The sequence below is a fragment of the Roseateles sp. GW835-FHT13E02 genome (assembly GCF_058794035.1).
The window spans coordinates 67,254-90,070 of record NZ_JBXAGJ010000004.1 but is presented as its reverse complement, the minus strand read 5'-3'; the positions used below and the strand labels follow the sequence as shown (position 1 = coordinate 90,070).

The following is a 22,817-nucleotide window of genomic DNA, read 5'->3' as shown; positions in this document are numbered from 1 at the left end:
GCTTCGCTGACTTGACATGAAGTGCACTTGAACTTTCAAGATTCGAGGCCTCGGTCAGCAAGACCATCAAGGACTGAAAGCAAGGAGCTTTTTCATGGAGCGCAATCAGACAGCCGCGTGGTCTCCCGCCTATGTGGAGCATGCCAATGTGACCGTTCGCGATCTCGATGAGGTCAAGGACCTGCTGCTCTGTGCTTTGCCCGGCTGGCGCGTGCGCGGCGAAGCCCGGCTGGACTGGTTTGGCCATCGGACGATTCGCTGGCTGCACGTCGGGATCGAGCACTCCTACATCGCCCTGCAGAGTGGCGGCGGGGAAGGGGTGCATCCTGACTGGCGCAGCTCAGCCCTCGGCACCAAGCACATCGGCATCGTCGTTCCGTCGCTGAATGAGACGCTGCAAAGACTGGCTGCCGCCGGCTACACCCCTGACCACTGGGGCGGCGCCCACCCCTTTCGCAAGAGCGCCTACGTGATGGCCCGGGAGGGGCTGCAGTTTGAGTTTGTTGAGTACTTGTCGCTAGACCTGGGCGAGAGGAATGACTACGCGTTGCAGTGAGTGATCGCGGGGAAGCGCGTATGCGGGCCGGTGCTCAAGGGTAAGCGCCACATGTCTGCCGGCGCGCCTGCTCGCGTCACAGGGCCGGGGTCAGGCGCTGTGCTCGAACTGAAAACTGCCATCAGGCTTCAGCGAAAAGCTGGCGCGCGACCAGGGTTCACCTTCAGCCGCCATCATGTCCCGCAGGGCTTTCATGGCATTGGGCGGGGCGAACACATTGCTGGTCTTGAAGGCTGTCTGCTTGTTGAAAAGGCCTGAGGTGTAGGCGTAGCGCACGCTGATCTCGCGCCCGTTCAACTCAACGTCCATGCGTGCTGTTTTCCAGCGGGTGTCCGTCAGCGAATCCATCATGCATTCGGCAACGCATTGGTAGCAGTCGTCTTTGCTCAGTGCCATGGGTGTCTCCTCCTACGTGTTCTATGTTCGAGGCGTCGCCTTGTCGATGAGTGAGGGGCGTGCAACGCAAGCAGCGCTGGAGCACGCTGATCACTTCAGCGCCCCACCACCTGCAGCCCCTGCGCCCCCGCGCTGAACAGCACCTTCCCGGCCTGCACGTTGTCCACGAAATCGAGCTTGAGCTGGTATTTGCCCTTGGGTGGCTTGAGCCAGGCTTCGGTTTCGCCGCCGGGGAAGCTCAAAACTTCGGCCTTGCCGCCACCCTCCGGCGCGACGCTCAGGCGGAAGTGGCCGGTGCCGGGTTCTTGCAGGGCCTGGTGCGAGACGTTCAGCTTGGAGGCGTGGAACAGCACCTGCACGGGGCTGCCTTCGCGGGCCTCGTTGCTCTTATCGCCGCTGCCCGCCACGCGCAGGCTGATGCCGGGCTGGCTCAGGGAGTCGGGCTTGACGTTTTCGTTGAATTTCGTGACCGTGATCTTCAGCGGCTTGCTGTAGACGAAATTGGGCACATGGCGGTGGTCGGCCAAGACCAGGCGCAGGGTGTAGTCGCCCGGTTTCAGCGTCAGCACGGTTTCCATCTGGCCCTTGCCAAAGTGGATGTACTGCTCGTTGAAGGGCAGGGGCTGGTTGAAATCCAGCGGCAGGTCGCGGTTGATCAGGAGGTGGTGGTGGCCGGTCTTGCTCTGCGGCTTGGTGATGGGCGCAATGCCCATGCCGGTCAGGCCGAAGGTCAGCAGGAACGGCGTCTCGATCTTGGCGCCGTCTTGCAGATTGGTGAAATGGGTCTGTTGTGCCAGCCGTGGCGCGGAGGCCAGCCAGGGGTGGGGCGCTGAGCCCGAAGAGCTTTGGGCTGCAGCCGGCGCTGCACCGAGGAGCGTCAGGGACAGGAGCAAGCTCAGGCGCGCGAGCAGCGACGCGGCGCTGCCGGTCCGGGAGTGCTGGGTCTGGCGCGGCTTCAGTGTGTACATCGTCTTCATCTTCATCATCGACTTCTTCTCTACGAATTCTTCATTCTGCGAAAGCGGGCTGCCCACAGGGCGCCCGTCTGTTCGTGTCGGTGGAGTGCTGGTGGAGGGGGGACTGACTACAAACTGCGGGGTTCAGCGCTCCTCGCCGGTCGGGGCTGGCAGGGGTTTTGGTGAATCAGGCCTTCTTCAGGAACTCGGACTTGAGCATCAGGCTCACGCCGTCGATCTTGCAATCGACATCGTGGTCGCCATCAACGAGGCGGATGCCCTTGGCCTTGCTGCCCTTTTTCAGGGTGATGGACGAGCCTTTCACCTTCAGGTCCTTGATCAGGATGACGCTGTCGCCATCGACCAGAACCTGGCCGTTGGCGTCGCGCACCACCTTGGCGGCCTCGCCGGGCTCGTCGGCGGACGGGGCCTCGGACGACCATTCAAAGCCACAGTCGGGGCAGATGAATTGCGCACCGTCGGTGTAGGTGTTTTCGAGCGTGCATTGGGGACAGGCGGGCGGCGTGGACATGGCGGGTTCTTGGCTTTAGCTTTTCCCGTCGCGTGAACTGCGGGAGCGAGGGTTTCTTGCGGCTGGTTTGTGCGAATCGCGCGACACTGTAACCGAGTGCTTCAGCGCATGCGGTCCTGAAAGCGCTGCCGCGCATGCCTCAGTCAGGGGGGGGCGCTGGCCGGTCGCCATGCCTTCCGGCATGGATTTGCGCTTGCGGCCATACTCTCGCCGGCAGCGCGGACGAACCGCAAGCGATCATCAAGGCGGGGCAAGGCCCCGCCCTGCGGTTTCGCTGGACACGGCCCATTCACTCAAGCATCCCTTCGCTCGTTCATTGCGCGGGCGTCAGCTGTTTGGATGGCTCTGTGGCGGTCGCCGCGCATCACCCCAAACCCGTGTTCACCGCTGACCTGGAAGACCTGCCATGACGATGACCCGCCCCTTGTCTCTGAGCCTGCGCCTGGCGCTGGCGACCAGTGCCGCCCTGTTTCTGGCCGCCGCGCCTGCCCACGCGGCGACAGACGCTGTTGCCAAAGAAGATGCGGCGCTGAAGGCCGCCATTGCCGGCAGCCACCGCACGCCGGCCAACGTGGCTCGCGACGGTGCCCGCCATCCTTACGAGACCCTGAGCTTCTTCGGCATCAAGCCGACCCAGACCGTGGTGGAGCTCTCGCCCGGCGGCGGTTGGTACACCGAGATTCTGGCGCCCTATCTGCGTGACAAAGGTCAGCTGATCCTGGCCGGCGACGACCCGGCTTCCGAGGTGCCGTATTTCCAGCGCAGCGCCGCCCGCATGAAAGCCAAGCTCGAAGCCCTGCCGGCCGTGTACGACAAGGTGCAGGTGACGGTGTTCGCGCCGGGCGCGGGCAAGTTCGATTACGCCAAGCCGGGTTCGGCCGACCTGGTGCTGACCTTCCGCAATGTCCACAACTGGATCTCGGCGGGTGAGGGCAAGGCGCAGGCCGTGTTCAACAGCGCCTTCGCCGCGCTCAAGCCCGGCGGCGTGTTTGGTGTGGTCGAGCACCGCCGCCCGGTCGCGCAGGCCCAGGATGCCAAGGCCTCCAGCGGTTATGTGCACCAGGCCTATGTGATCCAGCTGGCCGAGAAGGCCGGCTTCAAGCTGGCCGCCAGCTCCGAGATCAATGCCAACCCCAAGGACACGGCCGACCACGAAGGTGGCGTCTGGTCCCTGCCGCCGACCTTCGGCCTCAAGGACAAGGACCGCGCTCGTTATGAAGCCATCGGCGAGAGCGATCGCATGACGCTCAAATTCGTCAAGCCCTGAGCGGGCCTGAGCTTGGCAGCAGCGAGCCGCTGAACGCCTTCATGTTCGAGCGCATCGCCTTCATCGGCGCCGGCCGGCTGGCGCGCACCCTGGCCCCGGCCTGGGCGGCGGCCGGCCAGCGGGTGGTGGCCGTGGCCAGCCGCCAGCCTGGCGCCGCGCAAGACCTGGCCCTGCACCTGCCGGGCTGTCAGGCGCTGGCGCCCGAGGCGGCCGTGCATTCGGCCGATCTGGTGCTGCTGACCGTGGCCGACGACGCCATCGCCTCGGTCGCTGCCCGCCTGCCCTGGCGCCCGGGGCAGGCGGTGCTGCACTGCAGCGGCGCCACCGAGCTGGCGGCCCTGGCGCCAGCTGAAGCGCTCGGCGCGCGCATCGGCGGTTTCCACCCGCTGCAGATTTTTTCCGACCCCGCACGTGCGGCAGCCTTGCTCGCAGGCAGCACGGTGGGCATCGAAGCCAATGATGCGGCCTTGAGCGCGCGCCTGCACGACTTGGCCGCAGCCTTGGGGCTGAAGCCGCTGTCACTGCGCCCCGGCACCCGGGCGGCCTACCACGCGGCGGCCAATCTGGCCGCCAGCAGCCTGCTCGCGGTGTTGGCCGAAGCGCGCCAGGTCTGGGCCGCCATCGGCCTGCCGCCGGAGGCTGCCCTGGCCGCCCTGCTGCCGCTGGCGCGCGGCACGCTGGACGCGGCCGAGTCGCGCGGCCTGGCTGGCGCACTCTCAGGCCCGGTGGCGCGCGGCGATGCCGGCGTGTTGACCGCCCATCTGCAGGCCCTGGAGGGACTGGGCGCCGAGCATGCGGCGTTTTACCGCGCATTGCTGAGCCGCCAGCTGGATCTGGCCGCTGAAGCCGGCCGTCAGCCCGAGGCGCTGCTGGCCCTGCTGCGCAGTCAGCTGCAGCTGTTGCAGTCGCGCTAATTTCTTGTGCCGTCCGGGCGCGGGCGGCTCCTAGAATCCGGCATGCGTTTGGATGTCCCGACCCTGTTCGCTGTGGTGACGCTGGTGGCCTTGTTGATGGCCGGCTGGGTCAGCTTCATGGCCTGGGGCAAGCCCGCGCGTGATGCGCTCTGGGCCTGGGGCCTGGCCCTGGTGGCCTATGCGGCCAGCCATGTGATCTTTGCCGTGCTCAATGTCGTGCCTTCGTCCGGCCTCGTGGTTGCCGGCAATATGGCGTATGGCATTGCGCTTTCGCTGATGCTCTTGGCCATGCGTCGCTTCGACGGTCTGGACAGCAATGCCGGCCCGCCGGTCTGGGTGCAGCTGCAGCTCTTGCTGCCGGTGCTGGCCATTGCGCTGCTCTACACCCTGCTGATGGAGCAGTACGCTGCCCGCGTGGTGATGGGCTCGCTTGTGTTCTGCTTGCAGATTGGCTTCATCCTGCGCGCCTTGCTGGACCCGCGCCTGCCGCGCCCGGGGCGTGGCCGCTACATCCTGTTGACGGCCTTCTTTGCCCTGCTGAGCTCGCTGCTGCTGCGCGCCCTGGCCGCGGCCATGGGCTGGATGAGCAGCAATAACGACGAGGCCGGGCGGCTCTGGCTGACCATGGTTTTCGTGGTGGCCTTGTGCGCGGTGATCAGCATCTCGCTGGGTTTCGTCTACATGACCATGGAGCGGGCCGAGCAGCGCAATTTCGAGCTGGCGATGAAGGACATGCTGACCGGCCTGTCCAACCGCCGCGCCATCAGCGACCAGCTGCACATGGCCGTCTCGCGCGCCCAGCGGCAGGGCCAATACCTGAGCGTGCTGATGCTGGACATCGATCACTTCAAGCGCGTCAACGATGGCTACGGCCATCAGGCCGGCGATGCCGTGCTGCGCGGCGTGGCCCGTACCCTGCAAAGCCGTCTGCGTGCGCAAGACCAGATCGGCCGTTTCGGCGGTGAGGAGTTCTTGCTCATGCTGCCCGACACCCATCTGGAGGGCGCCACCACCCTGGCCGAGGCGCTGCGCCAGGCGGTGGAGGCCTCGCCCACGCAATGGGGGGCACACAGCATTTCCGTCACCATCAGCATCGGTGTGGCGGGCGGCGTGATCAGCGGCGCACACACGGTGGACGGCCTGGTCGCTGCGGCCGATGCCGCCATGTACCGCGCCAAGCAGGGCGGCCGCAACCGGGTGGAGCTGGCCGATATGAGCAGCCTGCTGCCGGGAGGCCAGCCTGCGCTACCGCCAGCCGTGCCGCGTGACTGACGCACCCCCTCGAGTTTTCGCCACCATGCTCACCGTCTACGGCCTCAACGGACGCATCTTCAGCGGCTCGCTCGAAGGGCTGCGTGAGCTGGGCCCGGTGCAGGCGGTGGCGCGCTTGCGCGCGGTCGAGCCGGTGCAGCGCGATCAGGAATCCAGCCTGCAGCGCGGTCTGCCCAGCCCCAGCGCGCCCGGCGGCAAGCCGGGCCGGCAGGGCGCCCTGGCGGCCTACACCCAGGCCCAGCAGGAGGCCGCCAGTGGCAGTACCGGGGCGGGCGGCCGCCAGCCCTTGACCCTGGCCGAGCAACTGATGAGCCGCAAGCTGATCACCGTGCCGGTGATGGCCAGCGTGGCCCAGGGTCTGGACCTCCTGGCCGAGGCCCGTGTCGGCCAGGCGCCGGTGCTGAACCCTCAGCAGCGCCTGGTCGGCCTGCTGCTGCGCGCCGATTTGCTGCCGGTGCCGCGGGATATTCAGGACGCCGCCGCCTGGGCGCGCTGGTTCAGCCGGCCGGTGGGCGAGGTGATGTGGAGCCCGGTGCCCGCGGCCCGGCCCGACACGCCCATCCGTGAGGTGGCGCAGGCCTTGCTCGATCTGCGCCTGCCCGGCTTGCCGGTGCTGGACGAGGCCGGTGAGCTGGTCGGCTTCATCTCGCGCAGCGACATCTTGCGCGGCCTGAGCCGGGAGCCGCCCTTGGACTTGTGGGGTTGATGCGGCAGCCGCGGCCGTCAAATTTGCAGATTTCGGCATCTTTTTGCCGCCGCAGCCCGGAATTGAGCGAAGCGCTGGGCGTCGGCAGGGCTTGGGGCTAATATTTCCGACCGCGCTGCCGAAAAGGTGATGTGCGCACGTCGCCCTTCGGCGGCATTCAAGGGTCTAGGGAGTCGCTGCATGTTAGTTGTAGGTTCGGAGGCGCAGACCTCCACGCATCAGCAGCCGGGCTACCACGGCGCGGAGCACCCCGCTGTGGTGCTGCAGAAGGTGGTGCAGGAGCTGCCCGACGCCTGCGAGCGCCTGGCCTATGTGCGACAGATGACCGAGCAGGCCGCCACCACGGTGCTGGGCCTGGTCGACACCGCCCAGGAGAACGCCGAGCAGGTGCGCCGCCAGGGCCATGACCTGTCCGACTCTCTGAGCCGCATGGCTGCCGCCCCCGAGCTCAGCGTCGAGCGCGCCCGCGCCATGCTCAAGCTCTGCGCGGCCTATGCCGCCACCGCCGCAGGTTTTGCCGAGCGCGAAAAGTCTCTGCACACCGAAATCATGATGGCCCAGGGCTTCCAGGATTTGTCCGGCCAGGTCATCAACAAGGTGATCGGCATGCTGGAGCGGGCCGAGAAGCCGCTCGAACATCTGCTGGCCGATTTCGACCCGCCCGCCAGCGACGCACCGGCCGACGCCCAAACCCTGGCCGGCGTGCAAACGCCCGACAAGGCCTTGCAGCAGGATGATGTGGACGACCTGCTGGCTTCGCTGGGCTTCTGAGCCCGGCTTGCGGGCTCAGTGCCAGCTCAGCGGGTTGAGCTTGTAGAAGCTGCTCAGCTGCCCGTACAGCGCCGGGTGCGCCTGGGCCAGCTCGCCCGGCCGCTCGAAGAACAGCTCGCTGGTGACGGCAAAGAACTCGGCCGGATCGGTGGCGCCGTAGGCGTCGATCAGGCCGTCCTGCTCACCCCAGGCCAGGCGCTGGCGCAGCGCATCAAATTCGTTCTGCATCACCCGTGACCAGCGGCGGTAGGCCGCGGTGCTGCCCAGCAGGGGCGCGCCGTTGGCATAGCCCTTGGCCTGATCCAGCTGGTGGGCAAACTCGTGGATCACCACATTGCGGCCATCGCTCGGGTCCATGGCGCCGGCCAGCACGTCCTGCCAGGACAGCAAGACCTGACCCTGCACCCAGCTCTCACCCGCCAGGGCCCGGCGCTGCTCCATCTGCACCTCGGCCAGGCCCGGCGCCTGGTGCAGGCGGTCGACCACAAAGGCGCCCGGGTAGAGCAGGATCTGCTTGAGCTTGGGGTAGTAGCCGCGGCGTGCGCCCAGCAGGGGCAGGCAGGCCTGGGCGGCAATGGTCACGCGCATCTCGTCCGTGACCGTGAGGCCGCCGCAGCCGATGATGGGTTTCTCGGCCAGAAAGACCTGCATCTCCTGCTTGAGCCGCAGCTGCAGATCGGCCGGCAGGCGCTGCAGCAGCGGAAAGCGACGGCGCAGGATGCGGCGCCAGGCCTGCGGGAAAGCCTGCGCCCGCAGGCGCGCGCGGCGGCGGCGCTGCAGCCAGGGGGCGGCCATCAGCCAGACCATCAGGCCCAGTGCGGCGGCCAGGGTGAGCAGCAGGGTCAGGGCGGAGGTGGAGCTGGGCATGGCGGCGGGAGGCAGTGTGGCTCTGCACATGCGCCCGACGCCGCAAAACACAAGAGCGCACAAGAACGACGCTGCATCTCGTTTACCCTTCGGCCATGAACGCCGCCCCTCCGACCCTGCCGCCCGTCACGGCGGAGCTGCGGCCGGCCCAGGTCATCATCGGCGGCATCTGCGGCCTGGTGCTGACTGTCGGCCTGGCCCGTTTCGCCTACACGCCCTTGCTGCCGCTGATGCAGGCGCAGGCGGGGCTCAGCGATGCCGCGGCCGGCTGGTTGGCCGCCATCAATTACCTCGGTTATATGAGCGGTGCCTTGCTGGCGGCGCGCCTGGAGGACGGGCGTCTGCGCCACCGGCTCTACAGCATCGGCCTGTGCCTGAGCCTGCTGGTGACCCTGGCCATGGGCCTGGCGCCCAATGTCTGGCTGTGGGCGGCCTCGCGCTATCTGGGTGGCTTGTGCGGTGCGGCCGGCATGTTGCTGGGCTCGGGCCTGGTGCTGGGCTGGCTGATGCGCCAGGGCAGGCGGCCCGAACTTGGCTTGCATTTCATGGGCCTGGGCCTGGGCATCGTGGTCTCGGCCTTGGGGGCCATGGCCATGGCGCCGCTGGACTGGGCGCTGCAGTGGCAGGGCTTTGCCTTTGCCGGCCTGCTGGCGCTGGCGCCCGCCTGGGCCTGGCGGCCACCGGTGCCACCTGCGCCGGTGGCGGCGATCGTGCCGGCCGAGCTGCCTTCGCGGCGCTGGCTCTGGCTGATGGGGCTGATGTATTTCTGCGCCGGCTGGGGCTTTGTCATCAACGCCACCTTCACCGTGGCCATCGTCGAGCGCCAGCCTTTGCTGGCTGGCCAAGGGCCCTGGGCCTGGCTGCTGGTTGGCCTGGCCGCCGTGCCTGCGGTGTTCGCCTGGGACCGGGTGGCACGTCGCCTGGGCGAGCTCAAGGCCTTGCTGCTGGCGTTTGGCCTGCAGATCATCGGCGTGCTGCTGCCGGCTTTGCACGGTGGCTTGTGGTCGGCCCTGGGCGGCGCCTTGCTCTACGGCGCCACCTTCATCGGCATCGTCAGCCTGACCCTGGCCCTGGTGGGGCGCCGATCTCCAGCCAACCCGGGCAAGGCCATGGCGCGCCTGACCCTGGGCTATGGTCTGGCGCAGGTGGGCGCGCCGGCGCTCAGCGGTCTCTGGGTTCAATCCAGCGGCTCGTTTCACGGCGCGCTGTGGCTGACCGCGGCGGTCTTGCTCGTGGGCATGGGGCTCTTGCTGGCCTTGATCCGCCTGGAGCATGAGCTGTGATTACATCCAGTATCATGCGCCGGCTTCAGCACGGAGACTTTTGCCATGGACCTCACGCTTTGCAGCACACACCGAGACCTGATCGAACAGTTTTGGCGCACGGCCAATGACGGCGATTGGTCGGCCTTTGAGGCCTTGCTCAGCCCCGATGTGGTCTACCTGGTGCCGCAAACGCGCGAGCGCATCCGTGGGCGCGAGCACTTCGTCGAGTTCTTTCGCAGCTGGCCCGAGGCCTGGCGGGCCGAGCTGACGCGCTGCATCGTCGATGAGCGCGGCGCGGTGTCGGTGATCGATTTTCTGACCGCGCGCGGCAGTGAAACCGGCATCTCCTTTTTCGAACTGAAGGACGGGCAGATCACCGAGATCCGCGACTTCTGGCCCAGCGAATACGAACCGCCGCAGCGCATGATTGCCGCCGTCGAGCGCTATTGAGAGCGGCCTGCGTAGCACTTGTGTGCAGTAGTTGGCGCGTTTTCGGCGGCGATTGTGGTGCGGATGCCGCCTGTCAGTTTTCTGTTTGCAAGGCTTTGCAATACTTGCCTTCGACCGTTGGGCCGGGCCGATGCGCAGACATGAAACCGGACGCAGCCGAGGCTGCGACACAAGCCTGACGGAGGGAGTGGAGGAGGGTGCGCGATGTCCGCGTGCCCTGGCTGTCTGGAAAGGACTGTCATGTCGCAGACGTCTCCTCGCTCCTCTTCGACGTCGGTGTCGCGCGCCGCTGCGTTGCCGCCTGAGTCCCACTCGGCCTCGCCCTGGCGCCTGGCGTTGCCAGGTCTTTTGGGTCTGGGTTTGCTCGCATTGGCCCTGGGCTTGTCTCAGCCAGCGCGGGCCCAGGATTTCGACTTCAAAGGCTTCGGCACCCTGGCCGTGGGCAAGGTGCTGAACGGTTCGCGTGACACGCCTTTGTTCGGTCGATTCGAGTGCCCTTGCGCCATCGCCGATTACGGCCATGGCGGGCTGTACCGCAAGTCCTGGAGCGCCTCGCCCGAGTCCAAGCTGGGCTTGCAGAGCACGGTCAAGTTTGGCAGCCAGTGGTCGGCCACCGGCCAGGTGGTGGTGCGCGATGTCGACGGCCTCAAGGCTGGCCTGGAATGGGCCTACCTGAGCTACACCCCCGACAGCCACTGGACCCTGCAAGCCGGGCGCAAGCGCCTGCCGCTGTTCTACTACTCGGACTTTCAGGACGTGGGCTATGCCTACAACTGGATCCGTCCGCCGCAAGACGTCTACGGCTGGGAGGCGATCAACTTCAACGGCTTCACCGCCGCCTACAGCACCCAGCTCGGTGACTGGTCGCTGCGCGGCAGCGCTTTTGCCGGCCGCGAGGCGACCAAGGACAACGACGCTGCCAAGATCTACTACGAGGCCCGCCAGGACATCACCTGGAAGCGCATCATCGGCGCCGATCTCGAGGTGGCCAATGACTGGCTGACCCTGCGCTTCAACATCATCAAGAACAAGGTCGATCAGTGGGACTACAGCGATGGCACGCGCACCCAGGTGACGCAAGACAAGTCGCAGCTGATCTATGGCGTGGCTGCCAACATCGATTGGGAAGACTGGCTGCTTCGCTCCGAGTACAGCATCTTCGACCGCTCTGACTTCGCCTACAAGGCCAATGGTGTGGCCGTGGCGGTGGGGCGGCGCATCGGCAAGTTCACGCCCATGCTGACCTTCGGGCGTTATCGCGAGACCAACCGCTGGGCGCCGGACACCGTGCAGCGCGACGACACGCTGAGCCTGTCGCTGCGCTACGAGCTGGGCCGCGCTACAGCGCTCAAGCTGCAGTGGGACCGCTTCAAGGACAAGTCCGGCCCGGCACTCGATTTTGTCGGCAATTCCAAGCTGCTGTCCCTTTCGCTGGACACCGTGTTCTGAGCGTGCCCCGACTTCCATCGCAGGAGAAAACTATGAAACCAAACCTCACGACCCCCGTCTGCGCTCGCCCCGTCGCTCGCCTCTTGGCGGGCCTGCTGCTCAGCTTCAGCCTGGGCAGCGCCTGGGCCGAGATGGTCATCATCGTCAACCCGAAGAATCCGGTCGCCAATATGAGTGCCGAGCAGGTCAGCGCGCTGTTCCTGGGCAAATCGAACGTCATGCCCTCGGGCGGCACGGCGGCGCCGGTGGACCAACTGGAAGCCGGTCCGCTTTACGAAGAGTTCTACGCCAAGGTGGCCGGCAAATCGAGCTCGCAGGTCAAGGCGGCCTGGTCGCGCCTGACCTTCTCCGGCAAGGGCACGCCGCCGCGCGCCATGGCCAGCTCGGTCGAGATCCGCAAATTCGTGGCCAGCAATGTCGATGCCATCGGCTACATCGAGAAGTCCGCCGCGGATGCCAGCGTCAAGGTCGTGCTCTCGGTGAACTGAGCCCGGCGGCCCGGGGCCTGTTCGCTTTCGTCACTTCCGTCGCCACGGAGCTAGGGGTGGCGCCGCGCTGGCTTCGGCCTATGCTGCGGCCACCTCGGCATCGAAGAACGAGGAAGGACGCGGGCCATGCGAGTTCATTTCCTGTCGCGGCTGCTGGCCGCTTGCGTGTTGGTGTCCAGTGCGGCGGCCCAGGCCTTCGGGCCGCATGGGCATCAGACAGTCGGAGGCATTGCCGACCAGCTGCTGGCCGGCAGCTCCACGGCCAAGGCGGTGCGCGCTGTGCTGGGCTCCAATTTGCAAACCGCGTCCGTCTGGGCCGATTGCGCCAAAGGTGTGGGCCAGGTCAAGGCCGGCGCACCGTTTGCCTACGATGGCAGCGGCCCCTACCCTGAGTGCGATTACTACGAGAACCCGGCCAGCCAGGCGGCGCTGGTGGCCTTCGTCAAGCGCAATGCCAAGAGCTGCTACAGCAACTCCAGCGACGAGAGCTGCCGCCACAAGTCCTACCACTACACCGACATCTCCCCGCTGCGCGAGGCCTATGCCCCGGGCCTGGCGGGCAGCAGCGACCATGACATCGTCCATGCGGTGAACGCCTGCATCCGCGTGCTGCAAGGCCAGGACGCGCCAGCGCCCTTCAACATCCGCAGCAAGAAAGAAGCCCTGCGCCTGCTCGCGCATTACCTGGGCGATCTGCATCAGCCCTTGCATGTGGTGTCGGCCTATCTCGACCCTGCCGGGCTCAGTTTCGACCCGGATCAGCCAGGGCAGGATCCCAAACGCGTGGCCAAAGCCTCGACCAAGGGCGGCAATCTCATCCTGCTCGGCAGCAGCAAGCTGCATGGCTTGTGGGACAGCATCCCGGGGCCGCTGGCCGTCAAGCTGCTGGCCGGCGAGGGGGCCAGCGAGGCCCGTCAGGTGTCGGCAACACCGGGTCCGCTCGATGAATGGGCCGAGCGCTGGGCCAGCGACACCTTGCAGTCGGGCCTTCCCGCACTGGCTGCGCTCAAGTTCGGCCCGCAAAATCCCGATGGGCGCTGGAAGGCCAGCCATGGCCCCAGCTACAGCCGCGAACGCAGCGCCTTGCAGCGCGCTCAGATCATCAAGGCTGGCGCGCGCCTTGCAGAACTCCTGCGGGCGGTGATGCCCTGAGGGCCGGCTGGCATGCTCAGCCCTCGCGCTCGGCTTCCTCGTCGAGCTCCGTGCTTTCAGGGTTCTCGGGGGCGGCCAAGGAGGCATCGCGCTCCGCCCTTGTGGCCGGGCCCTTGAGGCGCTTGTTCTTGCGCGCCGCAGCCTTGGCCTGGCGTGCAGCCTCGCGCTCTTCGGCCACCGCGGCCCAGGCCTTGAACTCTTCGGGCGTTTCCAGCGAGATCGGGCCCAGCACCTTTTGCCGGAACTCGTACATCAGCACCTCGGCGGCCTTCTGCAAATTGACCCGGCCGCCGCCCAGCATGGCGCCCCGCTTGCGGCCGATCTCGGTCAGCAACTGCTCATCGTTCAGGCCCTCGACCTCGCCCAGCTTGTAGCGCGCCTTCAGCATGTCGAGGTAGGCCGGGTGGCGGCGCAGATAGGCCAGCAGCTCCAAGGCCACCTCTTCTTCATCGAAGGCATTGCGGCCCACCGCGCCACTGGCGGCCAGGTTGTAGCCGCTTTCCTCGATGGCAATCTTGGGCCAGAGCATGCCGGGCGTGTCGAAGAGGTAGAAGTCCTGGTCCAGCACGATCTTCTGCTCGACCTTGGTGATGCCCGGCTCATCGCCGGTCTTGGCACTGCGCTTGGAAACCAGCGTGTTGATCAGGGTGGACTTGCCGACATTGGGAATGCCGCAGATCAGCACCCGCAGGGGCTTGACCATCCCACCGCGCAGCGGCGCCAGCTCGCGGCAGGCCTTGATCAAGGCCTGGGCGGGGGCCTTGTTGCTGGCATCCAGGCCGATGGCGCGGGTGTCGGGCTGGCTGTTGTAGTGGGCCAGCCAGAGGGCTGTGCGCTCGGGGTCCGCCAGGTCCTGTTTGTTGAGCAGCTTGAGCGTGGGCTTGCCCGCCGTCAGCTGGGCCAGCAGCGGGTTGGCGCTGGAGCCGGGCAGGCGCGCATCGAGCAGCTCGATCACCACATCGAGCCCCGCCTTCATGCGATCGTTGATCGCATTGCGGGTGGAGTTCATATGCCCCGGGAACCAGTTGATCGCCATGCTTGTGTGCTGCTCTGAAGAAAAGGCGCGGCCCTGGCCGCGAGGGGGCTATTGTCGCCCGGGCGTTGTGCCGGTGCTGGCCTCTTGCGCCGCCAGCTCGCGCAGGCAGGCGATGCACAGGCAGCAGCTGTACTGCGCCGCCAGACGCTCACGCAAGGCCGGGCTCAGGCGCAGGTCGAAGCAATCGCAGTGCGCCTCCTGCGCCCCGCAATGAAAACCACCGCCGCAGCGCGGGCAGCGGTCGTTCAAAAGCGCCGGGGCGGGGCCAGGGGCGCTCATGCAAACAGGCCGGCATGCTGCTGGCGCAGCAGGTTTTTCTGCACCTTGCCCATGGCATTGCGCGGCAGCTCGGGCGCCAGCAGGATCTGCTTGGGCACTTTGAAGCCGGCGATGCGGGATTTGAGCGTGGCGCTGATGGCGGCAGGGTCCAGGCTGGCGCCGGGCTTGGCGATCAGCACGGCGACCACGGCTTCGCCAAAGTCGGGGTGGGGCACGCCGATCACGGCCGACTCGGCCACGCCGGGTAGCTCGTTGAGAAAACCTTCGATCTCGGCCGGGTAGACATTGAAGCCGCCGCTGATGACGAGGTCCTTGCTGCGGCCAACGATCTTCACATAACCGTTTTCATCCACGCAGCCGACATCGCCGGTCTTGAACCAGCCGTCGGCGGTGAATTCCTCTCGGGTCTTTTCGGGCATGCGCCAGTAGCCGCCGAAGACATTGGGGCCGCGCACCTCGATCTGGCCGATGTCGCCGGTGGCGCAATCGCCGCCCTCGGCCGTGCGCACACGCAGGCTCACGCCGGGCAGGGCCGGCCCGACCGTACCGCCGATGCGCGCGCCGTCTGCCGCGCGGCAGGGGTTGGACGTGAGCATCAGGGTCTCGCTCATGCCGTAGCGTTCCAGGATGGTGTGGCCGCTGCGGGCCTGCCAGTCGCGGAAGGTCTCGATCAGCAGTGGCGCCGAGCCGCTGATGAAAAGCCGCATGCTGCGGCAAGCTTGCAGGTTCAGGCCAGGCTCAGCCAGCAGGCGCACATAGAGCGTGGGCACGCCCATGAAGACCGTGGCCTCGGGCAGGCGGCGCAGCACGGCGCGCGGCTCGAACTTGCTGAACCAGATCATGCGGCTGCCGTTGAGCAGGGCGCCATGCGAGGCGACGAAGAGGCCGTGCACGTGGAAGATGGGCAGGGCGTGGATCAGCACATCGCCGGGCTGCCAGTCCCACAGGTCTTTCAGGGTCAGCGCATTGCTGAGCAGATTGCCGTGGCTGAGCATGGCGCCCTTGCTGCGCCCGGTGGTGCCGCTGGTGTAAAGGATGGCGGCCAGGTCCTCGCTGCGGCGCAGGGCGGGCGAGTGCTGGTCGGACATGGCGGCGGCGCGGTCCAGCAGGGTGCCGCTGCGGTCTTCGTTGAGGGTGAAGACGTTTTGCACCCCGGCCATGAAGGCCAGCTTGCTGGCCCAGCCGAAGTTCTTGCCGGCGCAAACCAGTACGGCGGGCTCGGCGTCCTGGATGAAGTAGCCCAGCTCGGCCGCCTGGTAGGCCGGGTTCAGCGGCAGGTAGACGAAGCCGGCGCGCATCACGGCCAGGTAAAGCATCAGCGCTTCCACGCTCTTCTCGCAATGGGCGGCGATGCGGCTGCCCTCGGGCAGGTCCAGGCTCAGCAGCAGGTTCGCCAGCATGGCCGTGCCGCGCTCCAGATCCCGCCAGCTGTAACGCAGGCCCTCGCCATCGGCGCATTCGATGGCGCAGGCGTCCAGGTCTTCAGGGAAGGCGGCGCGCAGGGCGGCGAACAGATTGCCGGTGGCGGCTGCGCTGGGCGCGGAGGAGGTTGCGGAGGGCAGGGGGGCGGGGCTCTTCATGCTCCGCATTTTGCTGCAGGGCGCCCATGAGGCCCCGCGCGGGCGCAAGACGGCGCGTGCGTGTGCGCACCGTGATCGTTCGTGAAAAATACCGGGCGCTCGATTTCAGCGAGTTTCGCCCAGCGAACGCAGCCCGAGGCCGAACGCTTGCGCGGTTCGCTCAGCTGCTCATGCCCGGCAGCACCAGCCAGCGGCTCAGGTGCTGGCGCAGAGCGCTGAAGTCCAGGGGTTTGGTCAGGTGCTCGTCCATGCCGGCGGCCAGGCTGGCGGCGATATCGCTTTCCAGCGCATGGGCCGTCAGGGCCAGGATGGGGAAGCGCGCCAGGCTGCCGGCTTCTTGCAGGCTGCGCAGGCGGCGGGTGCATTCCAGGCCGTCCATGCCGGGCATTTGAATGTCCATCAGCACCAGGTCCGGGGTGGCGCGCGTGCAGGCCTGCAGGGCTTCCTGGCCGTTGTTGGCCAGCAGGGACTCCACGCCCATCAGGGCCAGGAACTCCAGGGCCACGACCTGGTTGATCTGGTTGTCTTCCACCAGCAGGACCAGGGGGCGGCGGGCTTGGGGCTGGGCTTCGGAGTCGCCGCCGGGGCTGCGCTCAGGCGCCGCCGGGCGGGCGGGGCCTTGCGCGACCAAACGCATCCAGTTGGCCTGGATGGCGCGCTCGAAACCATGTGTGTTCATTCCCCGACCCCAAAACTCTGCATCAACAACCATCAGCATTGCCGGGCTGACGGCTGCTTTTGCGGCAGCTCAGAGCCCTCCCTCGCGCAATTTATTCGATCTGCGCCTGCGCTCGCCAATCCTCGGGGAAATTCGACTTCGCTCGGTGATCTGTGCGCTGTTCGCCATTGTTGCCTGTGCGCAGAGCGAGCGCAACGCGGCAGGCTGCGCGGACGCCTGGGGTTTCCCCGGAGTGATCTGGACGGGCTCTTGACGGCCGGCACGCGAAAGGCTTGGCTTTTTCTCTGGTTTGACCGTGCGACCCTGCTGACAGCTTTGGGTCGGCCCCCTCCCTAGAATGCCTGCTCCCAGCGCAGCAGCAGGCACTCTCCATGTCCGAAGGCACCATCCGCATCCGCGGCGCCCGTCAACACAATCTCAAGAACCTCGATCTGGATCTGCACACGGGCGAGCTGACCGTGGTCACCGGCCCCAGCGGCTCGGGCAAGTCCAGTCTGGTGTTCGACACCCTGTATGCCGAAGGTCAGCGGCGCTATGTCGAAACCTTCTCGGCCTATGCCCGCCAGTTCCTGGACCGCATGGACCGCCCGGCGGTGGACAAGGTTGAGGGTGTGCCGCCGGCGATTGCCATCGACCAGACCAACCCGGTGCGCACCAGCCGCTCCACGGTCGGCACCATGACCGAGCTGAACGACCACCTCAAGCTCTTGTTCGCCCGCTCGGCCCAGCTCTTCGACAAAAAGACCGCCCAGGCGGTGCGCCACGACACGGCGCAGACCATTTACTTGGAACTGCTAGAGCGCACCAAGGAGCACGACCCTCGCATCGTGCTGACCTTCCCGGTCGAGCTGCCGGCCACCACCAGCAGCGAGGAAGTGACGCAGTGGTTGTCGGCCAGCGGTTTCACGCGCGTGCAGGCCGAGCGTGAAGTCGCCACGCCCACCGGGCCGCGCAAGCTGCTCGATGTGGTGGCGGATCGTTTTCGTCTGCAGGGCGCCGACAAGCAACGGGCCATGGAAGCGATCGAGCTTTGCCTGAAGCGCGGATCGGGTCGTTTGAACGTGTATGTCTTGCCCGCAACTCCTGGCCCCTCGCCTGCGGGTACGCAGGCGGTCCCCCAAGGGGGCGCGGCCGTTCTTGGGAGCGGCCCGGCGAACGGCCAGGACGGTGACGCCGTCCTGTGGCGTTACTCCACCGGCCTGCATTGCCCCGACAGCGATCTGCGTTACCAAGAGCCCCAGCCGGCACTGTTCTCCTTCAATTCCGCCATGGGCGCCTGCGAGACCTGCCGTGGTTTCGGCCGCGTCATCGGCGTGGACCTGGGCCTGGTGATCCCGGACGAGAAAAAGACCCTGCGCAATGGCGCGATCAAGACGCTCTCGACCCCGGCCTGGAAGGACAGCCAGGACGATTTGCTGCGCTATGCCGGCGAGGCCGGCATCCCGCGCGACACGCCCTGGAACCAGCTCTCGCAGGCCCAGCGCGACTGGGTGATTCACGGCTCGCCGAACTGGACCGGCAACTGGAACAAGCAGTGGTACGGGGTCATGCGCTTCTTCGAGTACCTGGAGAGCAAGGCCTACAAGATGCATATCCGGGTGCTGCTGTCCAAGTACCGCAGTTACACCACCTGCGGCACCTGCGATGGCGCCCGGCTCAAGACCGAGGCCCTGCTCTGGCGGGTCGGCTCCAAGGAATTGGCCGATTCGCTGCTGCCCCCGGCTCAGCGCCTGATGCCCAAGGGCGTGGACTGGAATCGTGCCCAGCTGGAAGCCTTGCCGGGCCTGGCCTTGCATGACTTGATGCAGCTGCCCATCCATCGCCTGCGCAGCTTTCTGGATCAGCTGCAGCTGCCCAGCAGCCTGCTCGACGATGCTCTCAAGCTGCTGCTGGAGGAGATCCGAAACCGGCTCAAATACCTCTGCGATGTCGGCATCGGCTACCTCACGCTGGACCGCCAGAGCCGCACGCTCAGCGGCGGCGAGGTGCAGCGCATCAACCTGACCACGGCCCTGGGCACCTCGCTGGTCAACACGCTGTTTGTGCTGGACGAGCCCAGCATCGGCCTGCACCCGCGCGATATGAACCGCATCGTCCAGGCCATGCACCGCCTGCGCGATGCCGGCAACACCCTGGTGGTGGTCGAGCATGACCCGGCCGTGATGCTGGCGGCCGATCGGCTGATTGATATGGGCCCCGGCCCGGGTGAGAAGGGCGGGCAGATCGTGTTTGACGGCACGCCGGACGCCATCCGCGCGGCCGACACCTTGACCGGCGCCTACCTCGGCTCGCGAAAATTCGTCGGCATGGGCCTGAAGCGCCCGGTTGAGGCCAGCACGCCCAAGCTGATTCTCGAAGGCGTGCGGGAGCACAACCTTCGCAACGTCAGCGTCGAGTTCCCCCTGCAGCGCATGGTGGTGGTGACCGGCGTGTCGGGTTCGGGCAAGAGCACGCTGATGCAGGATGTGCTGTACCCGGCCCTGGCTCGCCACTTCGGCCAGGCCACCGAGACGCCGGGCCAACACGATCGCCTGCTCGGCGCCGACTGGCTGGCCGATGCCGTCTTTGTGGACCAATCGCCGATCGGCAAGACCGCGCGTTCCAACCCGGCTTCCTACGTCGGTGCCTTTGACGAGCTGCGCAAGCTGTTTGCCGCCACACCGCTGGCGGCCGAGCGCAGCTACACGGCCGGCATGTTCAGCTTCAACGCCGGCGATGGCCGCTGCCCGACCTGCGGCGGCTCGGGCTTTGAGCATGTGGAGATGCAGTTCCTCTCTGACGTGTATCTGCGCTGCCCGGACTGCGATGGCCGGCGCTACCGCGCCGAGATGCTCGATGTGAAGCTGCAGCGTGCCGAGCGCGAGATGAGCGTGGCCGATGTGCTGGAGCTGACGGTCAGCGAAGCGGTGCGCCTTTTCAAGGACGACCGCGAGGTGCTGGCCAAGCTGCAGCCCATCATCGATGTGGGCCTGGAGTATGTGAAGCTGGGCCAACCCGTGCCCACGCTCTCCGGCGGCGAGGCGCAGCGGCTCAAGCTGGCCGGCTTCCTGGCCGAGGCTGCGAGCAAGCCGCGCCAGGCCGTGGCCAAGAAGGGCACGCTCTTCATGTTCGACGAGCCCACCACCGGCCTGCATTTCGACGACATCGCCAAGCTGATGCGCGCGCTGCGCAAGCTGCTGGCCATCGGCCATTCGTTGATCCTGATCGAGCACAACCTCGATGTGATCCGTGCGGCCGACTGGCTGATCGACCTCGGCCCCGAGGGTGGGGAAGACGGCGGTGAGCTGGTTTGCGTGGGCACACCCGAAGAAGTCAAGGAGCACCCCACTTCGCACACCGCCCTGGCCTTGCGCGAGTACTCGGCGCAGATGGACCGCCCCGCCATGAAGGTGGAAGAGGGCCGGCCGCTGCAAAGCCTGATCCGCGCGCGCCGGCAGTCGGCCAACCTGGACAACAACATCCAGATCGTCAATGCCAAGGAACACAACCTCAAGTCGGTCAACGTCAACATCCCGCGCGGCAAGTTCAATGTGATCACCGGCGTCTCGGGCTCGGGCAAATCGACCCTGGCTTTTGACATCCTGTTCAACGAGGGACAGCGCCGCTATCTCGAATCGCTCAATGCCTACGCGCGCTCCATCGTGCAGCCGGCGGGCCGGCCCGAGGTTGATGCGGTCTGGGGCATTCCGCCCACGGTGGCCATCGAGCAGCGCCTGAGCCGCGGCGGCCGCAAGAGCACGGTGGCCACCACCACCGAGGTCTGGCATTTCCTGCGCCTGCTCTACGTCAAGCTAGGCGTGCAGCACTGTGTGCACGACGGCACGCCGGTGCGGCCGCAGAGTGTCGAGTCCATCGCCGCCCAGCTGCTGCGCGATCACAAGGGCCAGCATGTGGGCCTGCTTGCGCCCCTGGTGGTCAACCGCAAGGGCCTCTACACCGACCTGGCCAAATGGGCCAAGGGCCGTGGCTACACCCATCTGCGCGTGGACGGCGAGTTCACGCCCACCGCGCCCTGGCCGCGCCTGGATCGTTTCAAGGAGCACACGCTGGAGCTGCCGGTCGGCGACCTCATCATCAGCGTGGACAAAGAGGCCGAGTTGCGCGAGCTGCTGGCCAAGGCCCTGGATTTCGGCAAGGGCGTGCTGCATCTGCTGACCCCGCTGGACGGCCTGCACGAAGCCATCGCTGCCGGCCGTTCGACCGCGGGTCTGGGCACCGTCAAGGTCTTCAGCACCAAGCGCGCCTGCCCGACCTGCGGCACGAGTTATGGTGAGCTCGATCCCCGCATGTTCAGCTACAACAGCAAGCATGGCTGGTGCAACAGCTGCGTGGGGACAGGTCTTGCCCTGACGCGCGAACAGCGCAAGGCGCTGGACGACTCGGTCGTCGACGACAAGGGCGGCCGCGAGCAGAGCTTTGCCGGCCAGGAGGTGGACATCGAAGGCCTGGCCGACCAGCCCTGTGGCGATTGCCATGGCACTCGCCTGAACCCTTCGGCGCGCGCCGTGACCTTTGAGTCGCAGGCCATCAGCACGGTGGCGTCCTGGAGCGTCAAGCAGGCGCGCGCCTGGGTCGACAGCCTGGAGCTGCTCGGTCGTGACGCCGAGATCGCCCGCGATGTGGTCAGCGAAATCCAGGGACGCCTGGAGTTCCTGGAAGAGGTGGGCCTGGGCTATCTGACCCTGGACCGCGCCGCACCCACGCTCTCGGGCGGCGAGGCGCAGCGCATCCGCCTGGCCGCACAGTTAGGCTCGAATCTGCAAGGCGTTTGCTATGTGCTGGACGAGCCCACCATCGGCCTGCATCCGCGCGACAACCAGATCCTGCTCAAGGCCCTGGGCCGGCTCAGCGATCTGGGCAACACCCTGGTGGTGGTGGAGCATGACGAAGACACGATTCGCCGCGCCGATCACATCATCGACATCGGCCCCGGCGCCGGCAAACGCGGCGGCCATGTGGTGGCCCAGGGCTCGGCGGCCGATCTGGCCTTGCAGACCGATTCGGTCACCGGCCGCTTCCTGGCGCATCCGCTGATCCACCCGTTGCAGGCACGGCGCGAGATGCTGGACGACGCCCCGCGCCTGCGCGTACTCGATGCCACCTTGCACAACTTGCAGAAAGTGAACATCGATGTGCCCCTGCACCGCCTGGTGGCGGTGACCGGTGTGTCGGGCTCGGGCAAGTCCACCCTGGCGCGTGATGTGCTGCTGGCCAATATGGCGGTGGCCGTGCCTCTGCGCAAGGCGCCGGCCCACTGGATTGGCTGCGCCGGCATCGAGGGCCACGAAAAGGTGGACCGCGTGCTGGAGGTGGACCAGACTCCCATCGGCAAGACCCCGCGCAGCTGCCCGGCCACCTACATCGGTTTCTGGGACGCGATCCGCAAGCTCTTTGCCGAGACGCTGGAGAGCAAGGCGCGTGGCTATGCGCCCAACCGCTTCAGCTTCAACACCGGCGAGGGCCGCTGCCCCGGCTGCGAAGGCCAGGGCATGCGCACCATCGAGATGAGCTTCCTGCCCGATGTGAAGGTGCTCTGTGATCAATGCCATGGCCAGCGCTTCAACCCGGAGACCTTGGGCGTCAGCTGGCGTGGCAAGAGTATTGGCGATGTGCTGGCCATGGAGGTGGACGAGGCGGTCGAGTTCTTCGCCGCCATGCCGGCCATCGGCCACCCGCTCAAGCTCTTGCAGGATGTGGGCCTGGGATATTTGACCTTGGGCCAGCCTTCACCGACGCTGTCGGGCGGCGAGGCGCAGCGCATCAAGCTGGTGTCCGAGCTGGTCAAGGTGCGCGATGAAGTGGGCCGCCGCGGCCAGAAGGCGCCGCACACGCTCTATGTGCTGGACGAACCCACCGTGGGCCTGCACATGGCCGATGTCGAGCGCCTGATCCGCGTGCTGCACCGCCTGGTGGCTGGCGGCCACTCGGTGGTGGTCATCGAGCACGATCTCGATGTGATCGCCGAAGCCGACTGGGTCATCGATCTGGGCCCGGACGGCGGCACGGCCGGCGGCGAGGTGGTGGTGGCCGGCACGCCGGAGCAGGTGGTGGCCAAGGGCTCGCACACGGGGCAGGCGCTGCGGCCGGTGTTGGGGCGCGTGGCGGCTTGAGCTGAGCGCCGAAGCGTTTCAGGACTTGGGTGCGTGCGGCGCGTGAGTGCCGCGGCGCACCCCCTCAGCTCGGTGGTTTGTCACGACTTCGT

At 66.9% G+C, this 22,817-nt stretch carries 20 protein-coding genes; 12 read left to right on the top strand and 8 right to left on the bottom strand.

Going from position 1 to position 22,817, the window contains the following annotated elements:
- Positions 1-94 precede the first annotated feature (94 nt).
- On the top strand, positions 95-556 hold the full coding sequence (locus tag AC1Q6P_RS05350; RefSeq protein WP_492664485.1) for a VOC family protein: 462 nt from the start codon (positions 95-97) through the stop codon (positions 554-556).
- Positions 557-646: 90 nt separating this feature from the next.
- Here the strand turns inward: AC1Q6P_RS05350 and AC1Q6P_RS05345 are convergent, their stop codons facing one another.
- The 3 genes from AC1Q6P_RS05345 to AC1Q6P_RS05335 form a co-directional block, all read right to left on the bottom strand.
- Positions 647-952, bottom strand: a complete 306-nt coding sequence (locus tag AC1Q6P_RS05345) for a hypothetical protein (protein ID WP_492664486.1) — start codon at positions 950-952, stop codon at positions 647-649.
- 95 nt (positions 953-1,047) lie between these two features.
- Complete coding sequence (locus AC1Q6P_RS05340) at positions 1,048-1,920, bottom strand: DUF4399 domain-containing protein (protein ID WP_492703076.1); 873 nt, start codon at positions 1,918-1,920, stop codon at positions 1,048-1,050.
- Positions 1,921-2,095: 175 nt separating this feature from the next.
- Positions 2,096-2,440, bottom strand: a complete 345-nt coding sequence (locus tag AC1Q6P_RS05335; RefSeq protein ID WP_102768089.1) for a zinc ribbon domain-containing protein YjdM — start codon at positions 2,438-2,440, stop codon at positions 2,096-2,098.
- Between the two features lie 406 nt (positions 2,441-2,846).
- Here AC1Q6P_RS05335 and AC1Q6P_RS05330 point away from each other — a divergent pair, with 406 nt between their 5' ends.
- From AC1Q6P_RS05330 to AC1Q6P_RS05310, 5 genes are all read left to right on the top strand, one after another.
- Positions 2,847-3,707, top strand: coding sequence for a class I SAM-dependent methyltransferase (locus tag AC1Q6P_RS05330; protein ID WP_271008294.1), 861 nt, complete (start codon positions 2,847-2,849; stop codon positions 3,705-3,707).
- 41 nt (positions 3,708-3,748) lie between these two features.
- A complete protein-coding gene (locus AC1Q6P_RS05325; protein WP_171827472.1) occupies positions 3,749-4,621 on the top strand; it encodes a Rossmann-like and DUF2520 domain-containing protein in 873 nt (290 codons plus the stop codon).
- Positions 4,622-4,663: 42 nt separating this feature from the next.
- Positions 4,664-5,893, top strand: a complete 1,230-nt coding sequence (locus AC1Q6P_RS05320) for a GGDEF domain-containing protein (protein ID WP_492664488.1) — start codon at positions 4,664-4,666, stop codon at positions 5,891-5,893.
- 25 nt (positions 5,894-5,918) lie between these two features.
- Complete coding sequence (locus AC1Q6P_RS05315) at positions 5,919-6,599, top strand: CBS domain-containing protein (protein WP_492664489.1); 681 nt, start codon at positions 5,919-5,921, stop codon at positions 6,597-6,599.
- 180 nt (positions 6,600-6,779) lie between these two features.
- On the top strand, positions 6,780-7,370 hold the full coding sequence (locus AC1Q6P_RS05310) for a protein phosphatase CheZ (RefSeq protein ID WP_492664490.1): 591 nt from the start codon (positions 6,780-6,782) through the stop codon (positions 7,368-7,370).
- A 15-nt stretch (positions 7,371-7,385) separates the two neighbouring features.
- Here the strand turns inward: AC1Q6P_RS05310 and AC1Q6P_RS05305 are convergent, their stop codons facing one another.
- Positions 7,386-8,237, bottom strand: a complete 852-nt coding sequence (locus AC1Q6P_RS05305; protein ID WP_492664491.1) for a M90 family metallopeptidase — start codon at positions 8,235-8,237, stop codon at positions 7,386-7,388.
- A gap of 95 nt (positions 8,238-8,332) precedes the next feature.
- Here AC1Q6P_RS05305 and AC1Q6P_RS05300 point away from each other — a divergent pair, with 95 nt between their 5' ends.
- The 5 genes from AC1Q6P_RS05300 to AC1Q6P_RS05280 all read left to right on the top strand — a co-directional run bounded on the left by AC1Q6P_RS05300 (position 8,333) and on the right by AC1Q6P_RS05280 (position 13,041).
- A complete protein-coding gene (locus AC1Q6P_RS05300; protein WP_492664492.1) occupies positions 8,333-9,520 on the top strand; it encodes a YbfB/YjiJ family MFS transporter in 1,188 nt (395 codons plus the stop codon).
- A 45-nt stretch (positions 9,521-9,565) separates the two neighbouring features.
- Positions 9,566-9,952, top strand: coding sequence for a nuclear transport factor 2 family protein (locus AC1Q6P_RS05295; protein ID WP_492664493.1), 387 nt, complete (start codon positions 9,566-9,568; stop codon positions 9,950-9,952).
- Between the two features lie 240 nt (positions 9,953-10,192).
- Positions 10,193-11,401: a hypothetical protein gene (locus AC1Q6P_RS05290; protein WP_171827479.1), complete on the top strand. Its 1,209-nt coding sequence runs from the start codon at positions 10,193-10,195 to the stop codon at positions 11,399-11,401.
- A 32-nt stretch (positions 11,402-11,433) separates the two neighbouring features.
- Entirely contained in the window at positions 11,434-11,889 is a 456-nt protein-coding gene (locus tag AC1Q6P_RS05285) for a type 2 periplasmic-binding domain-containing protein (RefSeq protein WP_223696728.1), read from the top strand.
- A 126-nt stretch (positions 11,890-12,015) separates the two neighbouring features.
- Complete coding sequence (locus AC1Q6P_RS05280; protein WP_492664494.1) at positions 12,016-13,041, top strand: S1/P1 nuclease; 1,026 nt, start codon at positions 12,016-12,018, stop codon at positions 13,039-13,041.
- A gap of 16 nt (positions 13,042-13,057) precedes the next feature.
- Here the strand turns inward: AC1Q6P_RS05280 and ylqF are convergent, their stop codons facing one another.
- The 4 genes from ylqF to AC1Q6P_RS05260 all read right to left on the bottom strand — a co-directional run bounded on the left by ylqF (position 13,058) and on the right by AC1Q6P_RS05260 (position 16,615).
- Positions 13,058-14,077 carry a ribosome biogenesis GTPase YlqF gene (ylqF, locus tag AC1Q6P_RS05275; protein ID WP_492664495.1) on the bottom strand — a complete coding sequence of 340 codons (1,020 nt, stop codon included), beginning with the start codon at positions 14,075-14,077 and terminating at the stop codon, positions 13,058-13,060.
- A 48-nt stretch (positions 14,078-14,125) separates the two neighbouring features.
- The gene (locus tag AC1Q6P_RS05270; protein WP_492664496.1) at positions 14,126-14,356 is read right to left on the bottom strand and encodes a cysteine-rich CWC family protein; all 231 of its coding nucleotides are present in this window, start codon (positions 14,354-14,356) and stop codon (positions 14,126-14,128) included.
- On the bottom strand, positions 14,353-15,936 hold the full coding sequence (locus tag AC1Q6P_RS05265; RefSeq protein ID WP_492664497.1) for a malonate--CoA ligase: 1,584 nt from the start codon (positions 15,934-15,936) through the stop codon (positions 14,353-14,355). The genes AC1Q6P_RS05270 and AC1Q6P_RS05265 overlap by 4 nt, the downstream gene beginning before the upstream one ends.
- A 160-nt stretch (positions 15,937-16,096) precedes the next feature.
- Complete coding sequence (locus AC1Q6P_RS05260; RefSeq protein ID WP_492664498.1) at positions 16,097-16,615, bottom strand: response regulator; 519 nt, start codon at positions 16,613-16,615, stop codon at positions 16,097-16,099.
- A 371-nt stretch (positions 16,616-16,986) separates the two neighbouring features.
- On the opposite strand from AC1Q6P_RS05260, the gene uvrA reads away from it, so the two are divergent.
- The gene (uvrA, locus tag AC1Q6P_RS05255; protein WP_492664499.1) at positions 16,987-22,725 is read left to right on the top strand and encodes an excinuclease ABC subunit UvrA; all 5,739 of its coding nucleotides are present in this window, start codon (positions 16,987-16,989) and stop codon (positions 22,723-22,725) included.
- The last annotated feature ends 92 nt before the right edge of the window (positions 22,726-22,817 follow it).